General features: G+C 55.9%; 14 protein-coding genes. 8 read left to right on the plus strand and 6 right to left on the minus strand.

Annotated features, from left to right (window positions below):
- The first annotated feature begins 1 nt into the window (after nucleotide 1).
- Nucleotides 2-1,360, plus strand: a complete 1,359-nt coding sequence (locus GN112_RS00860) for a PAS domain S-box protein (protein ID WP_155308487.1) — start codon at nucleotides 2-4, stop codon at nucleotides 1,358-1,360.
- Nucleotides 1,361-1,373: 13 nt separating this feature from the next.
- On the opposite strand, the gene GN112_RS00865 is transcribed toward GN112_RS00860, so the two are convergent.
- A complete protein-coding gene (locus tag GN112_RS00865; protein ID WP_155308488.1) occupies nucleotides 1,374-2,147 on the minus strand; it encodes a prepilin peptidase in 774 nt (257 codons plus the stop codon).
- Between the two features lie 124 nt (nucleotides 2,148-2,271).
- Here GN112_RS00865 and lon point away from each other — a divergent pair, with 124 nt between their 5' ends.
- The 7 genes from lon to folE2 all read left to right on the plus strand — a co-directional run bounded on the left by lon (nucleotide 2,272) and on the right by folE2 (nucleotide 8,834).
- Entirely contained in the window at nucleotides 2,272-4,704 is a 2,433-nt protein-coding gene (gene lon, locus GN112_RS00870) for an endopeptidase La (protein WP_155308489.1), read from the plus strand.
- Complete coding sequence (tsaB, locus tag GN112_RS00875; protein ID WP_155308490.1) at nucleotides 4,701-5,375, plus strand: tRNA (adenosine(37)-N6)-threonylcarbamoyltransferase complex dimerization subunit type 1 TsaB; 675 nt, start codon at nucleotides 4,701-4,703, stop codon at nucleotides 5,373-5,375. The genes lon and tsaB overlap by 4 nt, the downstream gene beginning before the upstream one ends.
- 216 nt (nucleotides 5,376-5,591) lie before the next feature.
- Nucleotides 5,592-6,260, plus strand: a complete 669-nt coding sequence (locus GN112_RS00880) for a phosphatidylserine decarboxylase family protein (protein WP_155308491.1) — start codon at nucleotides 5,592-5,594, stop codon at nucleotides 6,258-6,260.
- 139 nt (nucleotides 6,261-6,399) lie between these two features.
- Nucleotides 6,400-6,867, plus strand: coding sequence for a transcription elongation factor GreA (gene greA / locus GN112_RS00885; protein ID WP_155308492.1), 468 nt, complete (start codon nucleotides 6,400-6,402; stop codon nucleotides 6,865-6,867).
- Nucleotides 6,868-6,882: 15 nt separating this feature from the next.
- Nucleotides 6,883-7,083, plus strand: coding sequence for a DNA-directed RNA polymerase subunit omega (rpoZ, locus tag GN112_RS00890; RefSeq protein WP_155308493.1), 201 nt, complete (start codon nucleotides 6,883-6,885; stop codon nucleotides 7,081-7,083).
- Between the two features lie 24 nt (nucleotides 7,084-7,107).
- Nucleotides 7,108-7,839: a tRNA lysidine(34) synthetase gene (locus GN112_RS00895; RefSeq protein WP_231716901.1), complete on the plus strand. Its 732-nt coding sequence runs from the start codon at nucleotides 7,108-7,110 to the stop codon at nucleotides 7,837-7,839.
- 209 nt (nucleotides 7,840-8,048) lie between these two features.
- A complete protein-coding gene (gene folE2, locus GN112_RS00900; protein WP_155308494.1) occupies nucleotides 8,049-8,834 on the plus strand; it encodes a GTP cyclohydrolase FolE2 in 786 nt (261 codons plus the stop codon).
- Nucleotides 8,835-8,856: 22 nt separating this feature from the next.
- Here folE2 and GN112_RS00905 read toward each other — a convergent pair whose 3' ends face one another.
- From GN112_RS00905 to GN112_RS00925, 5 genes are all read right to left on the minus strand, one after another.
- Nucleotides 8,857-10,281, minus strand: a complete 1,425-nt coding sequence (locus GN112_RS00905) for a sigma-54-dependent transcriptional regulator (protein ID WP_155308495.1) — start codon at nucleotides 10,279-10,281, stop codon at nucleotides 8,857-8,859.
- Entirely contained in the window at nucleotides 10,278-11,750 is a 1,473-nt protein-coding gene (locus tag GN112_RS00910; RefSeq protein ID WP_155308496.1) for a sensor histidine kinase, read from the minus strand. The genes GN112_RS00905 and GN112_RS00910 overlap by 4 nt, the downstream gene beginning before the upstream one ends.
- Nucleotides 11,728-14,385 (minus strand): PEP/pyruvate-binding domain-containing protein, encoded by a 2,658-nt coding sequence (locus GN112_RS00915; protein WP_162458719.1) that lies wholly within the window; start codon nucleotides 14,383-14,385, stop codon nucleotides 11,728-11,730. The genes GN112_RS00910 and GN112_RS00915 overlap by 23 nt, the downstream gene beginning before the upstream one ends.
- A gap of 140 nt (nucleotides 14,386-14,525) precedes the next feature.
- Nucleotides 14,526-15,212 carry a hypothetical protein gene (locus GN112_RS00920; protein WP_155308498.1) on the minus strand — a complete coding sequence of 229 codons (687 nt, stop codon included), beginning with the start codon at nucleotides 15,210-15,212 and terminating at the stop codon, nucleotides 14,526-14,528.
- Nucleotides 15,209-16,426, minus strand: a complete 1,218-nt coding sequence (locus GN112_RS00925) for a sulfite exporter TauE/SafE family protein (RefSeq protein WP_331457506.1) — start codon at nucleotides 16,424-16,426, stop codon at nucleotides 15,209-15,211. Before GN112_RS00925 ends, GN112_RS00920 begins: the two co-directional genes overlap by 4 nt.
- Between the last annotated feature and the right edge of the window lie 163 nt (nucleotides 16,427-16,589).

The following is a 16,589-nucleotide window of genomic DNA, read 5'->3' on the forward strand; positions in this document are numbered from 1 at the left end:
CATGCCATCAGACACGAAAAGTGATCGCCGCGACCTGTTGAAACGGATTCAGACGCTCGAAGCAGAGAATGAAACGCTTAAGAGTTTGGCCGACAAGCGCCAAGAGGATTTTGATGCCTTGTTTAAACTGGCCCGGCGGATCGCTGATAATGTGCCGGATCTGATGTGGGCCAAGGATATGGATAATCGCTACCTGTTCGCCAACCGCGCTCTTTGCGACCGGTTGCTGATGTGCCAGAATCCCGAGGCGGTCGTGGGGAAGAACGACCTCTATTTTGCCGAACTGGAGCGCAGCAACGGCCAGCGGCACACCTTCGGCGAAATTTGTGAGAATTCGGACGATATCGTAAAAGAGAAGGGCAAAGCCATGCGGTTTGTGGAGGATGGCCTGGTACGGGGACAGTACCTGGTTCTGGACGTCCACAAGGCGCCGCTTCTGGATGAATCGGGAAACCTGCTCGGTACGGTGGGCTGTGGTCGTGATATCACCCGTGAACAACAGATCCGCAAAGACCTGGAAAAGAGTCGTGCCAGTCAGCAACTGCTCATTGAGACCGCCCTGGATTTTGCATTTTTCCGTTTTCAGGTGAAAATGGTTCACCCGCGGGAATTGAAAGTCGTTTTTGTGAGTCCATCGGCCAGGGAGATTGCCGGTATTACGCCGGATCAACCATTGAAACGGTGGTTTCAGATCCATTCCAATGATCGCAAGACGGTGCGTTACGCTTTCTTGCGCGCCCACAAGCATCTCAAGTTTAATCAACGCTTCCGGATTTTTCACCCGCGGCTGGCCCAGTGGCGCTGGCTGCATGTGATTGCCACGGGGGTTTCCGGAGGGCGGGATTCGTTTGTCAATGGCATCATGTTTGATATCACCGATCAGATGCGCAGCAATGAGGCCCTGGCGGCCAAGGGGCGTGAACTGGAAACCCGTACGGACAACCTGTACGAGGTGAATACCGCACTCAAGGTGCTGCTCAAAAAGCGTGATGAAGATCGTAAGGCGCTGGAGGACAAGGTCCTGTACAATGTTAAAGCCCTGATTCGCCCGTATGTCCAGAAAATGAAACGCAGTGGGTTGGACACCCGGCAGAAAGCCTATCTGGAGATCATCGAATCCAACCTGGACGAAATCGTATCTCCGCTGAGCCGTAAACTCTCTTTTGACTATTTGGGGTTCACCCCTACCGAAATCAAGGTCGCCACCATGGTGAAGCAGGGCAAAAAGGCAAAAGAGATCGCCCGCCTGCTGAACATCTCCATTCGCACGGTCGAGGGGTATCGTTACGCCATTCGTGAGCGCTTGGGCATAAAGGGCAAAAAAGTCAACCTGCGTACCTACCTGCTTTCCATCAACTAGTGCCCATCCATACTTATAAAAAATGGAAGTACCACTCGATCAGGGTATCCCCGAAAAAGATATACAGGGTGGCGCCGGTGGCCAGAAAGGGGCCGAAGGGGATGGCCAGTTTCATCCCCTTGCCGGACTTTAGCATTGCCAGAATACCGGCCAGGGTGCCGATGGCCGATGCGGCAAAAAGGGTAAACAAAATTCCCTGCCAGCCGATCATGGCCCCGATCATGGCCAGCAGCTTGATGTCTCCACCGCCCATGCCTTCTCTTCCGGTAAAAAGATGATAGCCCCAGGCCACGGCCAGAAGACTGCCTCCACCGGCAAGGATTCCGATAGCCCGCGCCTGCCAGGTGACGGCCGGAACGGCAAAGGCGGCGACAAAGAAAAGCGGAATGCCCGGAAGCGAGATGACGTCAGGAATGATCCGATGGTCCAGATCGATGAAACTGATCACGATCAGGATGGCGATGAACGCAAAGACCACCAAACCATGGAGCGTCGGGCCGAACACGCGGACGCAGGCCAGCGCGAAAAGCCCCCCCAGAAGCTCCACCAAGGGATAACGAACGGCGATGGGCAGTTTGCAGGTCCGACACTTGCGTCCCAGCACCAGATAGCTCACGATGGGAATGTTGTCGTAAAAGGGAATTGCGGTTTTGCAACGGGGGCAGGTTGAACCCGGATATACGATGGACAAGCCGGCCGGTATGCGATAGATACAGACGTTTAAAAAACTGCCGATACAGGCACCGAAAATGAAAGCAATAAGGTCAAACGCAAAAGGTGATATCATGATTATCCGGTTTTAAAAGAACCGGCCTGCAATTGTCAAAGAAAAATTCGGGCTTATTATAAATGTCATTTTGCAAAGCGGCTTCGATGCAGGGAGCCAATATCAATATTTCTCAGGAGTAAAGATGGGCGAGACAGATAAGGACGACCTGATCAGTATAATCGAAGAGGATGACCCGGAAGCGGCGATCCCGACGACCCTTCCCATGATGCCGGTGCGCGATGTGGTCATTTTTACCGACATGCTGCTGCCGCTGTTTGTGGGACGTGAAAAATCGGTGAATGCCATTGAAGAATCCATTGCCAAGGACCGTTACCTGTTTGTCGTGACCCAGATGGATCCGGGAACCGAAAACCCCAAGCCCGAAGAGATTTACCAACTGGGCACGGTCAGCCGGATTCTGAGAATGCTCAAACTTCCCGATGGGCGGGTCAAGGCATTGGTCCAGGGAATTGCCAAGGCCCGCATCCTCAAATACGTGCGCAAACGGTCCGTCTACCGGGTCAAGATCGAACTGCTCGAAGAGCCGGAATCCATCGATATTGATGTCGAAGCCGAAGCACTGATGCGTAATGTTCGTGAATATTCCGAAAAAATACTGACCTTGCGCGGCGAGTATACCAATGAAGTGGGGTCGATCCTGACCAGTATCGAGCAGCCCGGGCGCCTGGCCGATCTGGTGGCCTCCAATCTGCGGCTGAAAATTGAAGAGGCCCAGGCCATCATCGAAACCATCGATCCCCTTGAGCGTCTGAAAAAGGTCAACGACCTGCTGTTCCGTGAAGTCGAGCTGTCGGCCATGCAGGCCAAGATCCAATCCGAGGTCAAAGACGAGATTTCCAAAAGCCAGAAGGACTATTTTTTGCGTGAGCAGGTGCGTGCCATTCATCGTGAACTTGGTGAGCTGGACGAACGCACCCAGGAGATCGAAGAGTACAGGAACAAGATCAAACGCGCCCGCATGCCCCAGGCGGCCAAGACCGAAGCGGACAAACAGTTGCGCCGGCTGGAGCAGATGCACCCCGATTCGGCCGAGTCATCGGTGGTGCGGACCTATTTGGACTGGATGGTGGAGTTGCCCTGGAGCAAATCGACCACCGATGTGATCGACATCAAAAAGGCCAAAACCGTTCTGGACCAGGATCATTACGGCCTGGATAAAATCAAGGACCGCATTCTCGAATATTTGAGCGTGCGCAAGCTCAACCCCAAGACCAAAGGCCCCATTCTCTGTTTCGTGGGCCCCCCCGGCGTGGGCAAGACATCCCTGGGGCGGGCTATTGCCAATGCCATGAAACGGAAGTTCATCCGGGTTTCGCTGGGCGGCATCCGGGACGAAGCCGAAATTCGGGGGCATCGGCGAACCTATATCGGAGCACTTCCCGGACGGATCATCCAGGGGTTGAAACAGGCCGGATCAAACAACCCGGTGTTCATGATGGATGAAATCGACAAGCTGGGTTCCGACTTCAGGGGCGATCCCTCATCGGCGCTGTTGGAAGCGCTGGATCCGGAACAGAACGCTGAATTCAGTGACCACTACCTCAACCTCAGTTTCGATTTGTCCAAGGTGATGTTCATTCTCACGGCCAACATTTCCGACACCATTCCATCGGCCTTGTTGGATCGCATGGAGGTGATTTATCTTTCGGGGTATACCGAAGATGAGAAAAAGATCATCGCCCAGACGCACCTGATTCCCCGGCAGGTCAAGGAAAACGGAATCAAACCGCGCCAGATTCATTTCAGCGAGGGTGCGTTGGTTCAGGTGATCAGCGAATATACCTCGGAAGCGGGCCTTCGCAATCTCGAGCGCGAATTGGGAACCCTTTGCCGCAAGGTGGCCCGGCGAATTGCCGAAGGCGAAAAGGGGCCCTTCCAGGTAAGCCGCCAGAACCTGGAAAAATTCCTCGGGCCGCCCAAGTATTATCCCGAAATGGACAAGGAAGAGAGCCAGGTGGGGCTGTCCACCGGTCTGGCATGGACCCAGGTGGGGGGAGAGGTGCTCTATGTCGAGGCCTCGTTGATCAATGGCAAGGGAGAGATGATTTTGACCGGGCAGTTGGGGGAGATCATGCAGGAATCCGCCCGTGCCGCACTGAGTTATGCCCGCGCCAATATCGCCCAGTTTAAGGTCAAGGACGCGATTTTCGATAATCGTGACATCCACATCCATGTGCCGGCGGGCGCCATTCCCAAAGACGGGCCGTCGGCCGGTATTGCCATGGCCACGGCCCTGATTTCGGCCCTGACCGAAAGGCCGGTGAACAAAGATGTGGCCATGACCGGTGAGATCACCCTGCGCGGCCGCGTGCTGCCCATTGGCGGGCTGAAGGAGAAGGCCCTGGGGGCCCTGCGGGCCGGAATTACCACGGTGATCATTCCCCAGAAGAACAAAAAAGACCTGGTTGAAATTCCCAGGAACGTCAAACGCAAGATCAAATTCATTCCGGTGGCCAACATGGATGAGGTGCTGGACATCGCCCTTGAACCGGCATCGCCGAAAAAAGCGTCCAAGCCAAAAAAACCGGCGGCAAGAAGCAGACACCGGTCATGATGCTGCTGGCAGTCGATACCGCCACGACCAGTTGCAGTGTGGCGTTGTTGCGTGGCAGGCGGTTGCTGGTCGAGAGTGTGTTTGCCGGGGGCAGGACCCACTCGCGGCACCTGATGGGCATGATCGACGGACTTCTCGGCCAGTGCGGCCTGATGGCGGGTGATATCAAGGCCATTGCCGTTACCCGCGGGCCGGGGACCTTTACCGGCCTGCGTATCGGCATCAGCACGGTCAAGGGGCTTGCTGCGGCCATGCATGTGCCGGTGGTGGGCGTCAGCAGCCTGGCCGCCCTGGCATTTCCGCTGCGTCACTACGACGGGCCGGTGGTTTCCATGATCGACGCCCGGCGGGGAGAGGTCTACCATACCTGCTATGACCACGGTTCGTACATACCGGATAAGGTAGTACCCGTTCAGGTGAGCGCTCCCGATTCGCCAGCCTTGCAGGTTCCCCCGAATGCCATTCTGGTGGGATCTGGGGCCGCGCTCTATCGGGACGTGTTTAAGGCGCGATTTACCGACATCCGCTTTGCCGATCCGGCCGAAGATGTCATCCGAGCGGTTTGGGCGGGCCTTCTGGCCATGGATCGTCTGGAACGAGACGATGTGGATGCCGTTGACCGTCTGGTTCCGCAATATATCCGCAAGTCCGACGCCCAGATCCAAAACTAGTCGCTGTCGAGCCTCGTTTGGAGGTTGGTTTACTGGTAACCTATTGTAAAATTATGTGATTGCACATTTTTTGCCAGCGGCCGGCAGGGCTGTCGGTGTCAGCACGAATCGTGTCGGGTTCCTGTTGACATGGTTGCTGGCTTTGGATATAGATAACCCTTTAAAAGGGTTGAGAAAAGCCTTTGGCCGGCATCGAATGAAGCCGGGGAGAAAACGATGACACAATTAAACTGGTCCGATCCACCCAGCCAGACCGCATTTCCAGTGGCCAAGGCGGGATATCCATTTATCTTTGCATCCGCTTTCGCCACTGCGGTTTTCGCTTTGCTCGGTGTGGGATTCCTGGCTATTTTGGGGCTGCTGGTCACCGGATTCATCTGCTTTTTCTTCAGGGATCCGGACCGGTTGGTACCGGGTGAAGCGGGGGCGATTGTTTCCCCGGCCGACGGCAAGGTGATTAAAGTCGAACCGGTGGCGCAGACGCCCTATTTTGAAGGCGCCTGTATCCGCGTCAGTGTTTTTATGTCCATTTTCAATGTCCATGTCAACCGGGCGCCACACGAGGGAACCATCCGGCAGGTAAGCTACCACCCGGGAAAATTTTTCTCTGCCAACTTGGACAAGGCCTCGGCGGACAACGAGCACAATGCGTTGCTGCTGGAAAGCCCGGATGGAAAACCGGTCGGGGTTGTCCAGATTGCCGGATTGGTGGCCCGACGGATTATCTGCCGGGTTCAGGCGGGTGATTCCATCGGCAGGGGCCAGCGTTTCGGGCTGATCTGTTTTGGATCCAGGCTTGACGTCTACCTGCCGGTCGATACCGAAATCCGTGTGGCGGTCGGTGAAAAGGTCCAGGCCGGCACCACGATTTTGGGCAAATGGTAAGGACTGCCTAAACCCATTATTTACATCCGGGAACGAATGACTGCCCCATGGCATTTGCCATGGGGATCTGTTTTTTTTGTTGCCGGGTACAAAAAACAAACCTTAAACAAAAACGCGTGAATCGTTCAGGAGTCGTCCATTGGAAAGAATACCCATGACCAGACAAGGCTACCAGACCTTGAAAAAAGAGCTGGAACACCTTAAATCCGTCGAGCGGCCGAATGTCATCAAAGCCATTGAAGAGGCGCGATCCCATGGCGATCTCAGCGAAAATGCCGAATATGATGCTGCCAAGGAACGCCAAGCATTTATTGAAGGCCGGGTCAGCGAGCTGGGCTACAAACTGGGCAACGCGGATATTATTGATGTTGACAGTCTGCCCAAGGATCGGGCGGTTTTTGCTTGCACCGTGGTCCTGGAAAATGTGGATACCGGCGAGGATGTGGAATATCAGCTGGTCGGCCCGGAGGAGTCGGATATCGAACAGGGACGCATCTCGGTGACCTCACCGCTCGGCAAGGCCATTATCGGCAAGAAGCCCGGGGAGGAGATCGTGCTCAATGCACCGGCTGGCAAAAGAGTCTATGAACTGGTAGACATACTGTAAAACAGGAGAAATTTCGTGGCACGAATTACCGTAGAAGATTGTCTGGAGAAAGTATCGAACCGCTTCAAGCTGGTTCACATGGCAGCGGCCCGCGTCAGGCAGATTCGCGAAGGCTCGGAGTATCTGGTGAGTTCACCGAAAAACGAGGATATCGTCGTCGCATTGCGGGAGATCGCCGCCGGTAAGGTCATTGAGCAAAAAGAGACGGAAAAATAGGCCATTGAAGCGGAAACATCTGTTTTGCCCCGGTACAGCTATACATACAAGACCATCAACAGTCTGGTGGGAAAGGCGATTCATCGCTATGACATGATTCAGGACGGTGACCGCATTGCCGTGGGGCTCTCCGGAGGCAAGGATAGCCTTACCCTCCTGTGGGCACTGGCTGAACGGCGCAAACGGATACGCGTTCACTACGACCTTTTTCCCATCTATATCGACCCGGGGTTCAGCGGCGGTTTTGGCGGGGAACTGGCCGAAACCTGCCGTCAGATGGGTTTTTTGCTGACGGTTGATAAAACGGACCACGGGCTTGTGGCTCACAGTTCGGCAAACCGCGAAAATCCATGTTTTCTCTGCTCCCGATGGAGACGCAAGCGGCTTTTTGAAATTGCCGACAGCATGGGAATCACCAAGCTGGCTCTGGGACACAACAAGGATGACGTCATTGAAACCTTGTTTCTGAACATCTGTTACGCCGGAGAAATTAGTACCATGGTGCCGCGTCAGGCCTTCTTTCGTGGCCGATTTACGGTTATCCGCCCCCTGGCCATGGTTGACGAGCAGCGTATCCGGCGTTTTGCCAGCGAGCGGCAGTTTCCCCGGTTCGACAATCCATGTCCGTCGGCCGGTGTTACCAAACGTTCAGAAATCAAGGATATGCTCGAAAGATTGTACCGGACCAACCGCAAGATCAAAGGTAATATTTACCGGTCCATGAGTCATGTGAAGATGGAGTATTTGCTGAAATAGAACTGGGCTTAGAGCCTGTTTGAGAAGTCTGGATCAGGCCCGATAACAAGGCGGAAAGTGGCTCAAAAGCGGAGCATATATGTAATATGTGAGCATTTTGAGATACTTTCCAACGCCGTTAGCGGACCTTAGACGGATTTATCAAACGGGCTCTTCGGGGTCCGTTATTAACTTCAACTGTGCGCTTGTCCGCCGCCAGGTAGCTAACCATGAAAGACGTGCAAAATGAGCGGGATCACCGAAACATCCCGATCGATAAGGTCGGCATAAAAAATCTCCGCTATCCCATCCGGGTCAAAGACCGCCGCGACGGTACCCAGAGTACCATCGCCTCCATCAACATGTACGTGGACCTTCCCCAGGAGTACAAGGGGACACACATGAGCCGCTTCGTTGAGATGCTGCACCTGATCAAGCCGGAAATATCGCTGAAAAAGTTTTCCGTGCTCCTGGAAACCATGAAGCAGAACCTGGATGCCGCCTCAGCCCACATCGAGATCAGTTTCCCCTATTTCATCGAAAAACAGGCCCCGGTGAGCAACGCCCCAGGTTTGATGGATTACAACTGCCGCATCATCGGGTCGAGCAATTCGCACAACGAAATCGACCTGGTTTCCGAAGTCAACGTGCCGATTACCTCGGTCTGCCCCTGCTCCAAGGAGATTTCCGACGAGGGCGCCCACAATCAGCGTGGCGTCGTTCAGCTTCAGACACGGTTTAAAAAATTCATCTGGCTGGAAGACATGATCGAAATGGTCGAGGCCTGTGCCTCCTGCGATGTTTTTTCGGTGCTCAAGCGCGTTGACGAAAAAAACGTTACCGAACGGGGCTTCGCCAATCCGAAGTTTGTCGAAGACGTGGTCCGGGACATCGCCGAGCGGCTGATGGCCGACGATAATATCACCTGGTTTGCCGTCAGTGCGGAAAACTTCGAATCCATCCACAACCACAGTGCCTACGCCCAGATTACCCGGGGAACGCTGCCGGCCAGTTGACGGTTTCGCCATGCGAAGCCGGTTACTTCACACTGGTTTCGATTTTCAGATTGTACTTGTCGATCTTGGCATGCAGGGTCGGCCGCGACATCCCCAGTAGTTTTGCCGCCTGGGAGCGGTTCCCACCGGTGAGATTCAGCGCTTCGGCCACCATTACGCTTCCGAAATGGTCCATGCAGTTTTCGAACAGATTTTCCTGCGTCCCCCTGGACAGCAGGCCGCGAATCCAGCTGCGGATACTGTCGTCACAGGCGTCTTCCGTTAGGTGCAGGTTTTTGACGTCACCGCCGGTGGCCTGGGCGATGTCGGTAAGGCTCAGGGGGGCGCCACGGTTGAAAATCAGTGCCTTCTGCAGGGTGTTGGCCAACTCGCGGATGTTCCCCGGCCAGGGGCTCGAGACCAGCATGGACATGGCTTCGCGGGTGATCCCCGGATTCTCGATGCCCAGTTCACCCGAGAAACGGGTCATGAAGTAATCCGCCAGCAGGGGGATATCGCCGGTTCGTTCTCTCAAGGACGGAAGCCAGATGGTGATCACCTTGAGCCGGTAGTAAAGGTCCTCGCGGAACTGCCCTTTGGTGATCAACACCTCCAGGTCGCGGTTGGTGGCGGCGATGATGCGGACATCCACGGGGATGGTTTCCCTACCCCCCAGCCGTTCGATGCTTCTCTCCTGAAGCAGCCGCAGCATTTTGGCCTGCAGGCCCATCGGCATATCGCCGATTTCGTCCAAAAACACCGTTCCGCCGCTGGCCTGCTCGATCTTGCCCACGCGCCGGTGCGTGGCACCGGTAAAGGCGCCTTTTTCGTAACCGAACAGCTCGCTCTCCAGCAGGGTGTCGGGAATGGCCACACAGTTGATTACCAGAAAGGGTTTCTGAGAGCGGATGCTGTGCTGGTAGAGGGCGCGGGCCACCAGTTCCTTGCCGGAGCCGGACTCGCCTCGGATCAGGACCGTGGCATCGGTGGCCGATACCCGGCCGATGGCCTTGTAGACCTCCTGCATGGCCGAACTTTTTCCGATAATTGCCTCACCGTGGATTTTGTCCGGCGCGACATCCATGTCCACCGGAGAGCGCATGAATCGGCCGGCTTCCAGGGCCTGAGCGATGGTGGAGAGCATCTGGGGAATATCAAAGGGCTTGATCACATAGTCGAACGCGCCCATTTTGGTGGCTTCAATGGCGGTCTCCGTTGTCCCATAGGCGGTCATGATGATCACCGGCAGCTTCTGTTCGATCTGATGGATCTGCCGGAAGGTTTCCAGACCGTTGATTCCGGGAAGGCGCACGTCCAGAACGACAAGATCGGGAATCGACTCGGTCAGCATACGAATACCGGCTTCACCGGATGCGGCGGTGCAGACCTGGTAGCCTTCCTCCTTCAGCAAGCGTTCGAAACTGATGCGCAACTGATCGTCATCGTCGATAATCAGAATGGTACTCACGACTTGCCTCCTTTAATCGGCAGAACGATGATAAAGGTGCTCCCCCGGCCTTCCACGGAATTGAGCTCAACGTGCCCGCCATGCTCCTTGATAATTCGGGAAACGATGCTGAGGCCCAGGCCGGTGCCTTCTTCTTTGGTGGTAAAAAAGGGATCGAACACCTTTTTGGCGGTAGCTGCAGCAATTCCCGATCCATTGTCCGTGATGCGGATTTCGGCTTGCCGGAAGGCAGCCGGAGACTCGATGACACGCTCGTAAATGCCGATTTTGCCGCCACCGGGCATGGCCTCACAGGCGTTGACCATCAGATTGACCAGCACCTCTTTGAGCTGATCCGGGTCGGCTTCGATGGCCGGCAGGATCTTATCGCGATGGACGGTGGCCTGAACATTATACGACTCCAGCCGGTAGCAGAGCAACTGAATCGCGGTGTCCACCACCGTCGAGGGGCTGACCAGCTGCATTTTCAGCTTGGGCGGCCGGGAAAATTCCAAAAAGTTCTGCACGATGGTATCGATGTGATCGATCTCTTCGGAGATGACGTCAAAATCCTCCTTCTGGGTGCCGGACAGCTTCAGTGACCGGCTCAGGGAGAAGAGGCGCATCTTGACCGAGGTGAACGGGTTGCGCACGCTGTGGGCCATGCCGGCGGCCAGCTTGCCGACCATGGCCATCTTTTCGGCCTGGAGCAGATTTTCGCGGCTTTTCTCAAGTTCGACCTGGGTTTGGCCCACATCCTCGATCAGTCCACGTACGCTCTTGCTTAAGGTTTTGACATCATTGCCGGTAAGTTCGATATTGTCACTGCGGCTGGTCTCCAGGATCAGGGCCCGTACCGGGTTGAGAATCTGATTGATCAGCAGGTAAGCCAAAAGCACCACCAGCAGGATATGGGTCACAATTACCGCCGTGGCGGTATCCCGGAGCCGGGCGGCCTCGGTCAGGGCCGCTTGTTTGGCCGCTATGATCGACTGTGTCTGGATTCGTTTGTAATCTTCGCACATCTGCAGGATCGAAAAAAAACGGTTGCGTACGTCCTGATGCAGCGCCGATCCGGACTGGTCCTGGCCGCTTTCATAGTATTTAATGACCTGGTCCTTTTCGCGGATATAGTGGTCATACTCCTCGCCGATGCGGGCGATTGTTTCGTGCTGCCCTTTAGACCGGGCCAGGGCCCGGGCCTGACCCAGTTGTTCCCTGAAGATGCGGCGGTATTTCTCCAATTGGACCAGCCAGTCCGGGTTGCCGTCGAGAAAGTAGTAGGAGACAAACCCCTTTTGGTTGACCAGGGCGATCTCCAGGGATTCGGCGCTCTGAAAGGCCGCCAAGTTTTTATCGGTGATTTCGGTCAGTACGCCTTCGATGCTGAATGAATACCAGAACATCACCGCCGCACCGGAAAAGGTGACCAGAAAAATGGCGGAAAGCAGAACATAGATTCGGTTTTTAAGGCTGATCCGTGCCCACATGCGATTCCCTTTCACTCGTATGCGCGATAGACGTCGTCAACAGCGTTTTGATACGTTCCAGAAGCTGAGATCGGTAGTGTTGGACCATCGCCGGGTTGGCCATAATCATGTCCAACTGGCGCGTATGGATGGTCAGGAATCCGAGAATTTTCAATTTGGCTGCCATGGTTTCGGCATCATGCTGTTCAAGGCGCGCCCGCAGGGCATCCTTGGTCACTTCCGTGTGAAATCCGTAGTCCTCGAGAATCTCCTTGACAAACAGGACGCGCTTCAGGCGCCGGTTAAAATCGGCGGCACCGCCCTTGAACTGAAAGCTGATATAGTTTTCCAGACTGCGTTGTCCGACCAGGGCTTCGGTGATGGCAAAATGAAAGCCCAGACGCGATTGCAGGCTGCAGTAGTTGCTGGAAATCATGAAGTAATTGCGGTTGGCCATGCTCGTTCGCACCGTGGGCAGAAGGGCCTGATTTTGGGTGGCCTGGAACATGACCGACATGAATCCTTTACTGTCCACCGGCGGCGGCCCGTCCCAGGGAAAGGCGGTAATTCCCTCCCACAGAGCCAGCATGGGAAGGGAGACAATGTTGTCGATGTCCACAAAATGATCGACACCCACGTCGGTTCGAAAGCCGTCATCCAGATTGAGTACCCACCACTGCATGGGAATCTCGGCCCGCAGTTGCTTGGAGGAGCGTTCGGGAAAACGATGCGCCTTGCCGAAACGGAACATCTCATGAACACTTTTCTCATGACTGAACCGCGTGATATCGTGCAGGGTTTTGCAGTTTTTCGCCTTGAAGACCGGGCTGTCCGGGTCCAGCAGGGTGAGGGGGGTGATGAGGGCGGCGGCCTGTTGTAGAATGGCAAAAACCGGTGTGCCCGTCATCAGGCCACGGCCATCGGTTTTGCGGTTCATGGCCAGAAGCGGCTCGATGACGCCGGCGTATATTCTGGCCCCGTCCGCATCCACGGTAATTGTCTCCCCGGCGGGCAGTTTTTCGATCGCCCCGGCGGCACCGAAAAGGGCCGGGACCTTGAATTCCCGGGCCACATTGGCCAGATGGCCGGTGAGACTGCCTTTCTCACTGATCACGGCCGCCGCCCGGGGGAGCAGGGTGGCCCAGCGCGCCAGGGCCCGATCGGTAATCAGTACCGCCCCTTCGGGGAAACGCAGGGCGTCCACGTCCTTCAGCACCCGGACCGCCTGGCCGGCAGCCACACCCGGTGATGCCGTTGTCCCCCCCTGGTAGAGCGCCGGCGGCAGGCCATCAATGGGTTGCTGTGATTCGCCATCGGGTGAGGGCGACATGGTCTGAAGTGGTCGGCATTGCAGGAGGACAACTTCCCCGGCTGCATCAATGGCCCATTCGATGTCCTGGGGCTGTCCGGCATATGCCTCGAGGCGGATGCCCATGGCCGCCAGGGCCAGGATCTGATCGTCGGTCAGGGACGGGATGGCTTGGTCCGGTCCGGTTTCGTCCATGCGGCAGACGCCTTCTCCGGGGTAGCAGACATATTTCTGCTCCTTGCGGGCGATGGTGCGTGATGTCACCTTTAGCGCCGGTGACCGGGTCACGCAGAACAGGTCCGTGGCCGTGGTGCCGTCCACGACCGCCTTGGGCAGGCCCCAGGCCGAATTGATGGTCAGTGACCGGTCGCGGATGTCCATGGGGTTGACCGAGTAGAGCACGCCACCGCTGACGGCATCGATCATCTCCATCACCCCCACGCACATCTCCGTTTCCTCATCGGCCAGCCCTCGGCTGAACCGGTAGGCCATGACCGCTGGTGAGTAGGCTGCGGCGACGACCTGCTTGTAGGTATCCAGAAGCTGATCTCGGGAGACATTCAGGGCACTGTGGTAAAGACCGGCAAAGGAAACGCCTTCGCGATCTTCGTTCAGCGCGCTGCTGCGTACGGCCAGGTGGGGGGGGGCAGCGCATTGCCGGGCCAGCTCGGTGTATCCGTCCATGATGGCCGACTCGAGATCCTCGGGCAGGGGGGCATTTTCGATCAGCCCGCGAATGTCGGCGCTGATGGTGTAAAACCGGTGATGGCCGTGCTCTTCCGCGCGTTGGATGCGGCGCTGGATTTCGGTGGCCAGGTCGTTGTGCGCCAGGAAATATCGAAAGGCCCTGGCGGTGATCACAAAACCGTCCGGCACGCGGATTCCCAAATGGTTGGCGGCATCGGCGAGACCGGCCATTTTCATGCCGCTCTGGTCGGCCTGGGTTTTGTCCAGTGTGGCAAAGGGAATAGTTAACGGGCCTTCCGAATCACTGCCCAGGTGAGGATTGACCAGGGCTTCAAGCTCAACACGGATCGCCTGCAGCCGGTCGGACAGGGGCTTGTATTTTCCCGGGGCCAGCGCATGCAGGTGCTTGACGATTTGGTAGACCCGAGTATAGGCGCCCATGGTCCGTGAACGGATGAATTTCATGCCGAAGGGCGTGTTGCCCTCAAGGGCCTTTTCAAGCTCGGTCATGATTTCCAGGGCACGGTTGTTGGCATTGAGCAGCAGTTTGAACTGGTGATAACGGGCCTGGAAATCAATGCGCAATGCATTGGCCTCGGCTTCGTCGAGTGGTATCTTACCGGATCGGAACCAATTAAGAACGTGTTGCCAACGGCCCATGATGAATGCTTGCGTCCTTCCGGAGCCTTGCTGGTCAGAGCGCCGGAAAAAAGGAAAAGGATGCCGAATCGGCGAACCGGAAAACATCCGCCGGTCCGGCATCATCGGGGTTTTTGTGGATGGATACAGCGGCGCTTGGGTTAATGCTCCAACTGCAGCCCCCAGCCTTCGAACAGGTACATGATGCCGAAACCATACCACAGGGTGTAGATAACGTAAAAGATCAGCGAGAAAATCACCACCCCGAGGCGCTCGGAAATATGCTGGCCTTCGATACCATAATAGTTGTAGGCGGTTTCAACCGCTTTTTTATTGACCATTTCAGCGATCTTGGCCACGTTGAACTGTTTTTGTTTTTTCAGGTCGAAATCCATGGCCTTGAGTGCGCTCCACCAGTTGTACAGGGCGGCCTTTTCGGCGTATCCATATTTGGCTGTTACGGCCGCGCCGTCGTTGTCGTACATATACTGGGCATCGTCCAGGCAATGGCCCAGGATCTGGACGATATTTCCGCTGACGGTCAGAATGGCACCATCCTGACCCACCTGGGCGCCGGCCTTCATGAACAGAGGCACGGTCTGCTGGGCCTGCATCTCGCTTTTCATGGTCAGGTTGAGGGTCAACTCCGGTGTCTGAATGGTCTGCACCTCTTCGCGAACCTGATCAATGTAGTAGGCCGACCCTTTTGAGATCGAGTTGTAAAGGTTGTCAAGATACTGCAGGCCGTTTTTGCCGTCGAAAACCGGCATGAAGATGGTGGCGAAAACGACAGCGAAAAAAATCATCAACACCATACCGGTGACGAATTTGCTTTTCTGGGCAATCATACGTGTTCTCCCTCCCCCTTGAGCGTACCGATGTTTTTCAAAAACGTGCCGATGACCCATATTCCGAAACCGCCGATGACGATGAAAAAGGCCCACACACCGATGCTGTCCAGCGTGGCGGCCATCCCTTTGGAGATTTTGATTACCCCCATTTCTCCCATTTTGGACGGCAGGGCGAAGAAGCGGTTGACGAATCCGGCCAAGACCGCCATGGCGTAAAATCCGCGTATGGTGATGCCGGGCACCACCTTAGTGACCATGGCGCCGATCTGGATGCCGAGCAGCGATCCCAGCAGCATGCCCATGGCCAGGGTATAGAAGATGAATCCGTAGATGGCGTACTGACTGATGGACGCATATCCGGCAGTGAAGACAATCTGGAAAATGTCGGTGCCCACGGTGGTCATGGACGACACCCCCAGCATGTAGACGAAGATGGGAAAGGTGAGAAAACCACCGCCGACGCCCATGATGCCGGCAGCCAGCCCCACCAGTGCGCCGGAAAGTACCAGAAAGATCCAGGAAATGCTTCTGCCACCGGGCGTGAAATCAAAATCGAAGCCGATCATTGGCGGGACTTTCACCCCCTGGAGCTTTTTCGGCAACCCCCCGATATCGGCGCCTTCGGATTTACCGCCGCCATGGGCGTCCCCCGAATCGCCTGCTTTGCGGGCCTTGATGAAATCGAACATGGCATAGCATCCCAGAAAACCCAGCATCAACGCATAGATCGTGGTGATGAAGGCATCCGAGAGCACCGGGTTCAATTCATACAGGATGCGGTTGATCAGGCCCCCGGCGGTGGCTCCGAGGATGGCTCCGATGAGAAAAACCACTGCCAGGGGGACGGACACATTGCCCAGTTTGCGGTGAATAATACTGCCCATGATCGCTTTGGCGAAGATGTGAAACAGATCGGTCCCAACGGCCAGGATCCCCTTGATGCCGGCACTCATCAGCGCCGGCGCGATGATAAAACCGCCACCGGCACCGATGCATCCGGTGATCAGGCCGGCTCCCAGCCCGATGAGAATGGATACAATAAATATCCCGGTGGAGTAAAAGGCCGGGCTATAAGCCTTCTTCCCCCCCAGAATGTCCGGAATCGAATTTCCCAACTGATCGGCGAATACGAAGCCGCCGAAAATGACCGGTATCAGCAGCATCAGCAGCACCACTACCCGCTTGCGGTCGCCAAGGATATTCGCCGACATTTGCAACTCCCAGCGAGCATGAGCCCTGGCCCCCTCCATCATAAATCGACCCCATTGTTTGAAGAAATTCATATCCTCCCCTCACTTTTCCGGTTTGAACGGTTAATAATGATAAGTAAACACGATACCAGCCGACGGAGTGTCGCGGCGAAACCCGCAGCCG

Origin of the sequence: Desulfosarcina ovata subsp. ovata, assembly GCF_009689005.1 — a bacterium.
GTDB classification, from domain to species: Bacteria; Desulfobacterota; Desulfobacteria; order Desulfobacterales; family Desulfosarcinaceae; genus Desulfosarcina; species Desulfosarcina ovata.

Bases quoted from the DNA above. Each gene is read 5' to 3' on its own strand.
- GN112_RS00860 (WP_155308487.1), top strand. From the start codon at position 2: ATGCCATCAGACACGAAAAGTGATCGCCGCGACCTGTTGAAACGGATT.
- lon (WP_155308489.1), top strand. From the start codon at position 2,272: ATGGGCGAGACAGATAAGGACGACCTGATCAGTATAATCGAAGAGGAT.
- tsaB (WP_155308490.1), top strand. From the start codon at position 4,701: ATGATGCTGCTGGCAGTCGATACCGCCACGACCAGTTGCAGTGTGGCG.
- GN112_RS00925 (WP_331457506.1), bottom strand. From the start codon at position 16,426: ATGTCGGCGAATATCCTTGGCGACCGCAAGCGGGTAGTGGTGCTGCTG.
- GN112_RS00910 (WP_155308496.1), bottom strand. From the start codon at position 11,750: ATGTGGGCACGGATCAGCCTTAAAAACCGAATCTATGTTCTGCTTTCC.
- GN112_RS00915 (WP_162458719.1), bottom strand. From the start codon at position 14,385: ATGGGCCGTTGGCAACACGTTCTTAATTGGTTCCGATCCGGTAAGATA.
- GN112_RS00920 (WP_155308498.1), bottom strand. From the start codon at position 15,212: ATGATTGCCCAGAAAAGCAAATTCGTCACCGGTATGGTGTTGATGATT.
- GN112_RS00880 (WP_155308491.1), top strand. From the start codon at position 5,592: ATGACACAATTAAACTGGTCCGATCCACCCAGCCAGACCGCATTTCCA.
- folE2 (WP_155308494.1), top strand. From the start codon at position 8,049: ATGAAAGACGTGCAAAATGAGCGGGATCACCGAAACATCCCGATCGAT.
- GN112_RS00865 (WP_155308488.1), bottom strand. From the start codon at position 2,147: ATGATATCACCTTTTGCGTTTGACCTTATTGCTTTCATTTTCGGTGCC.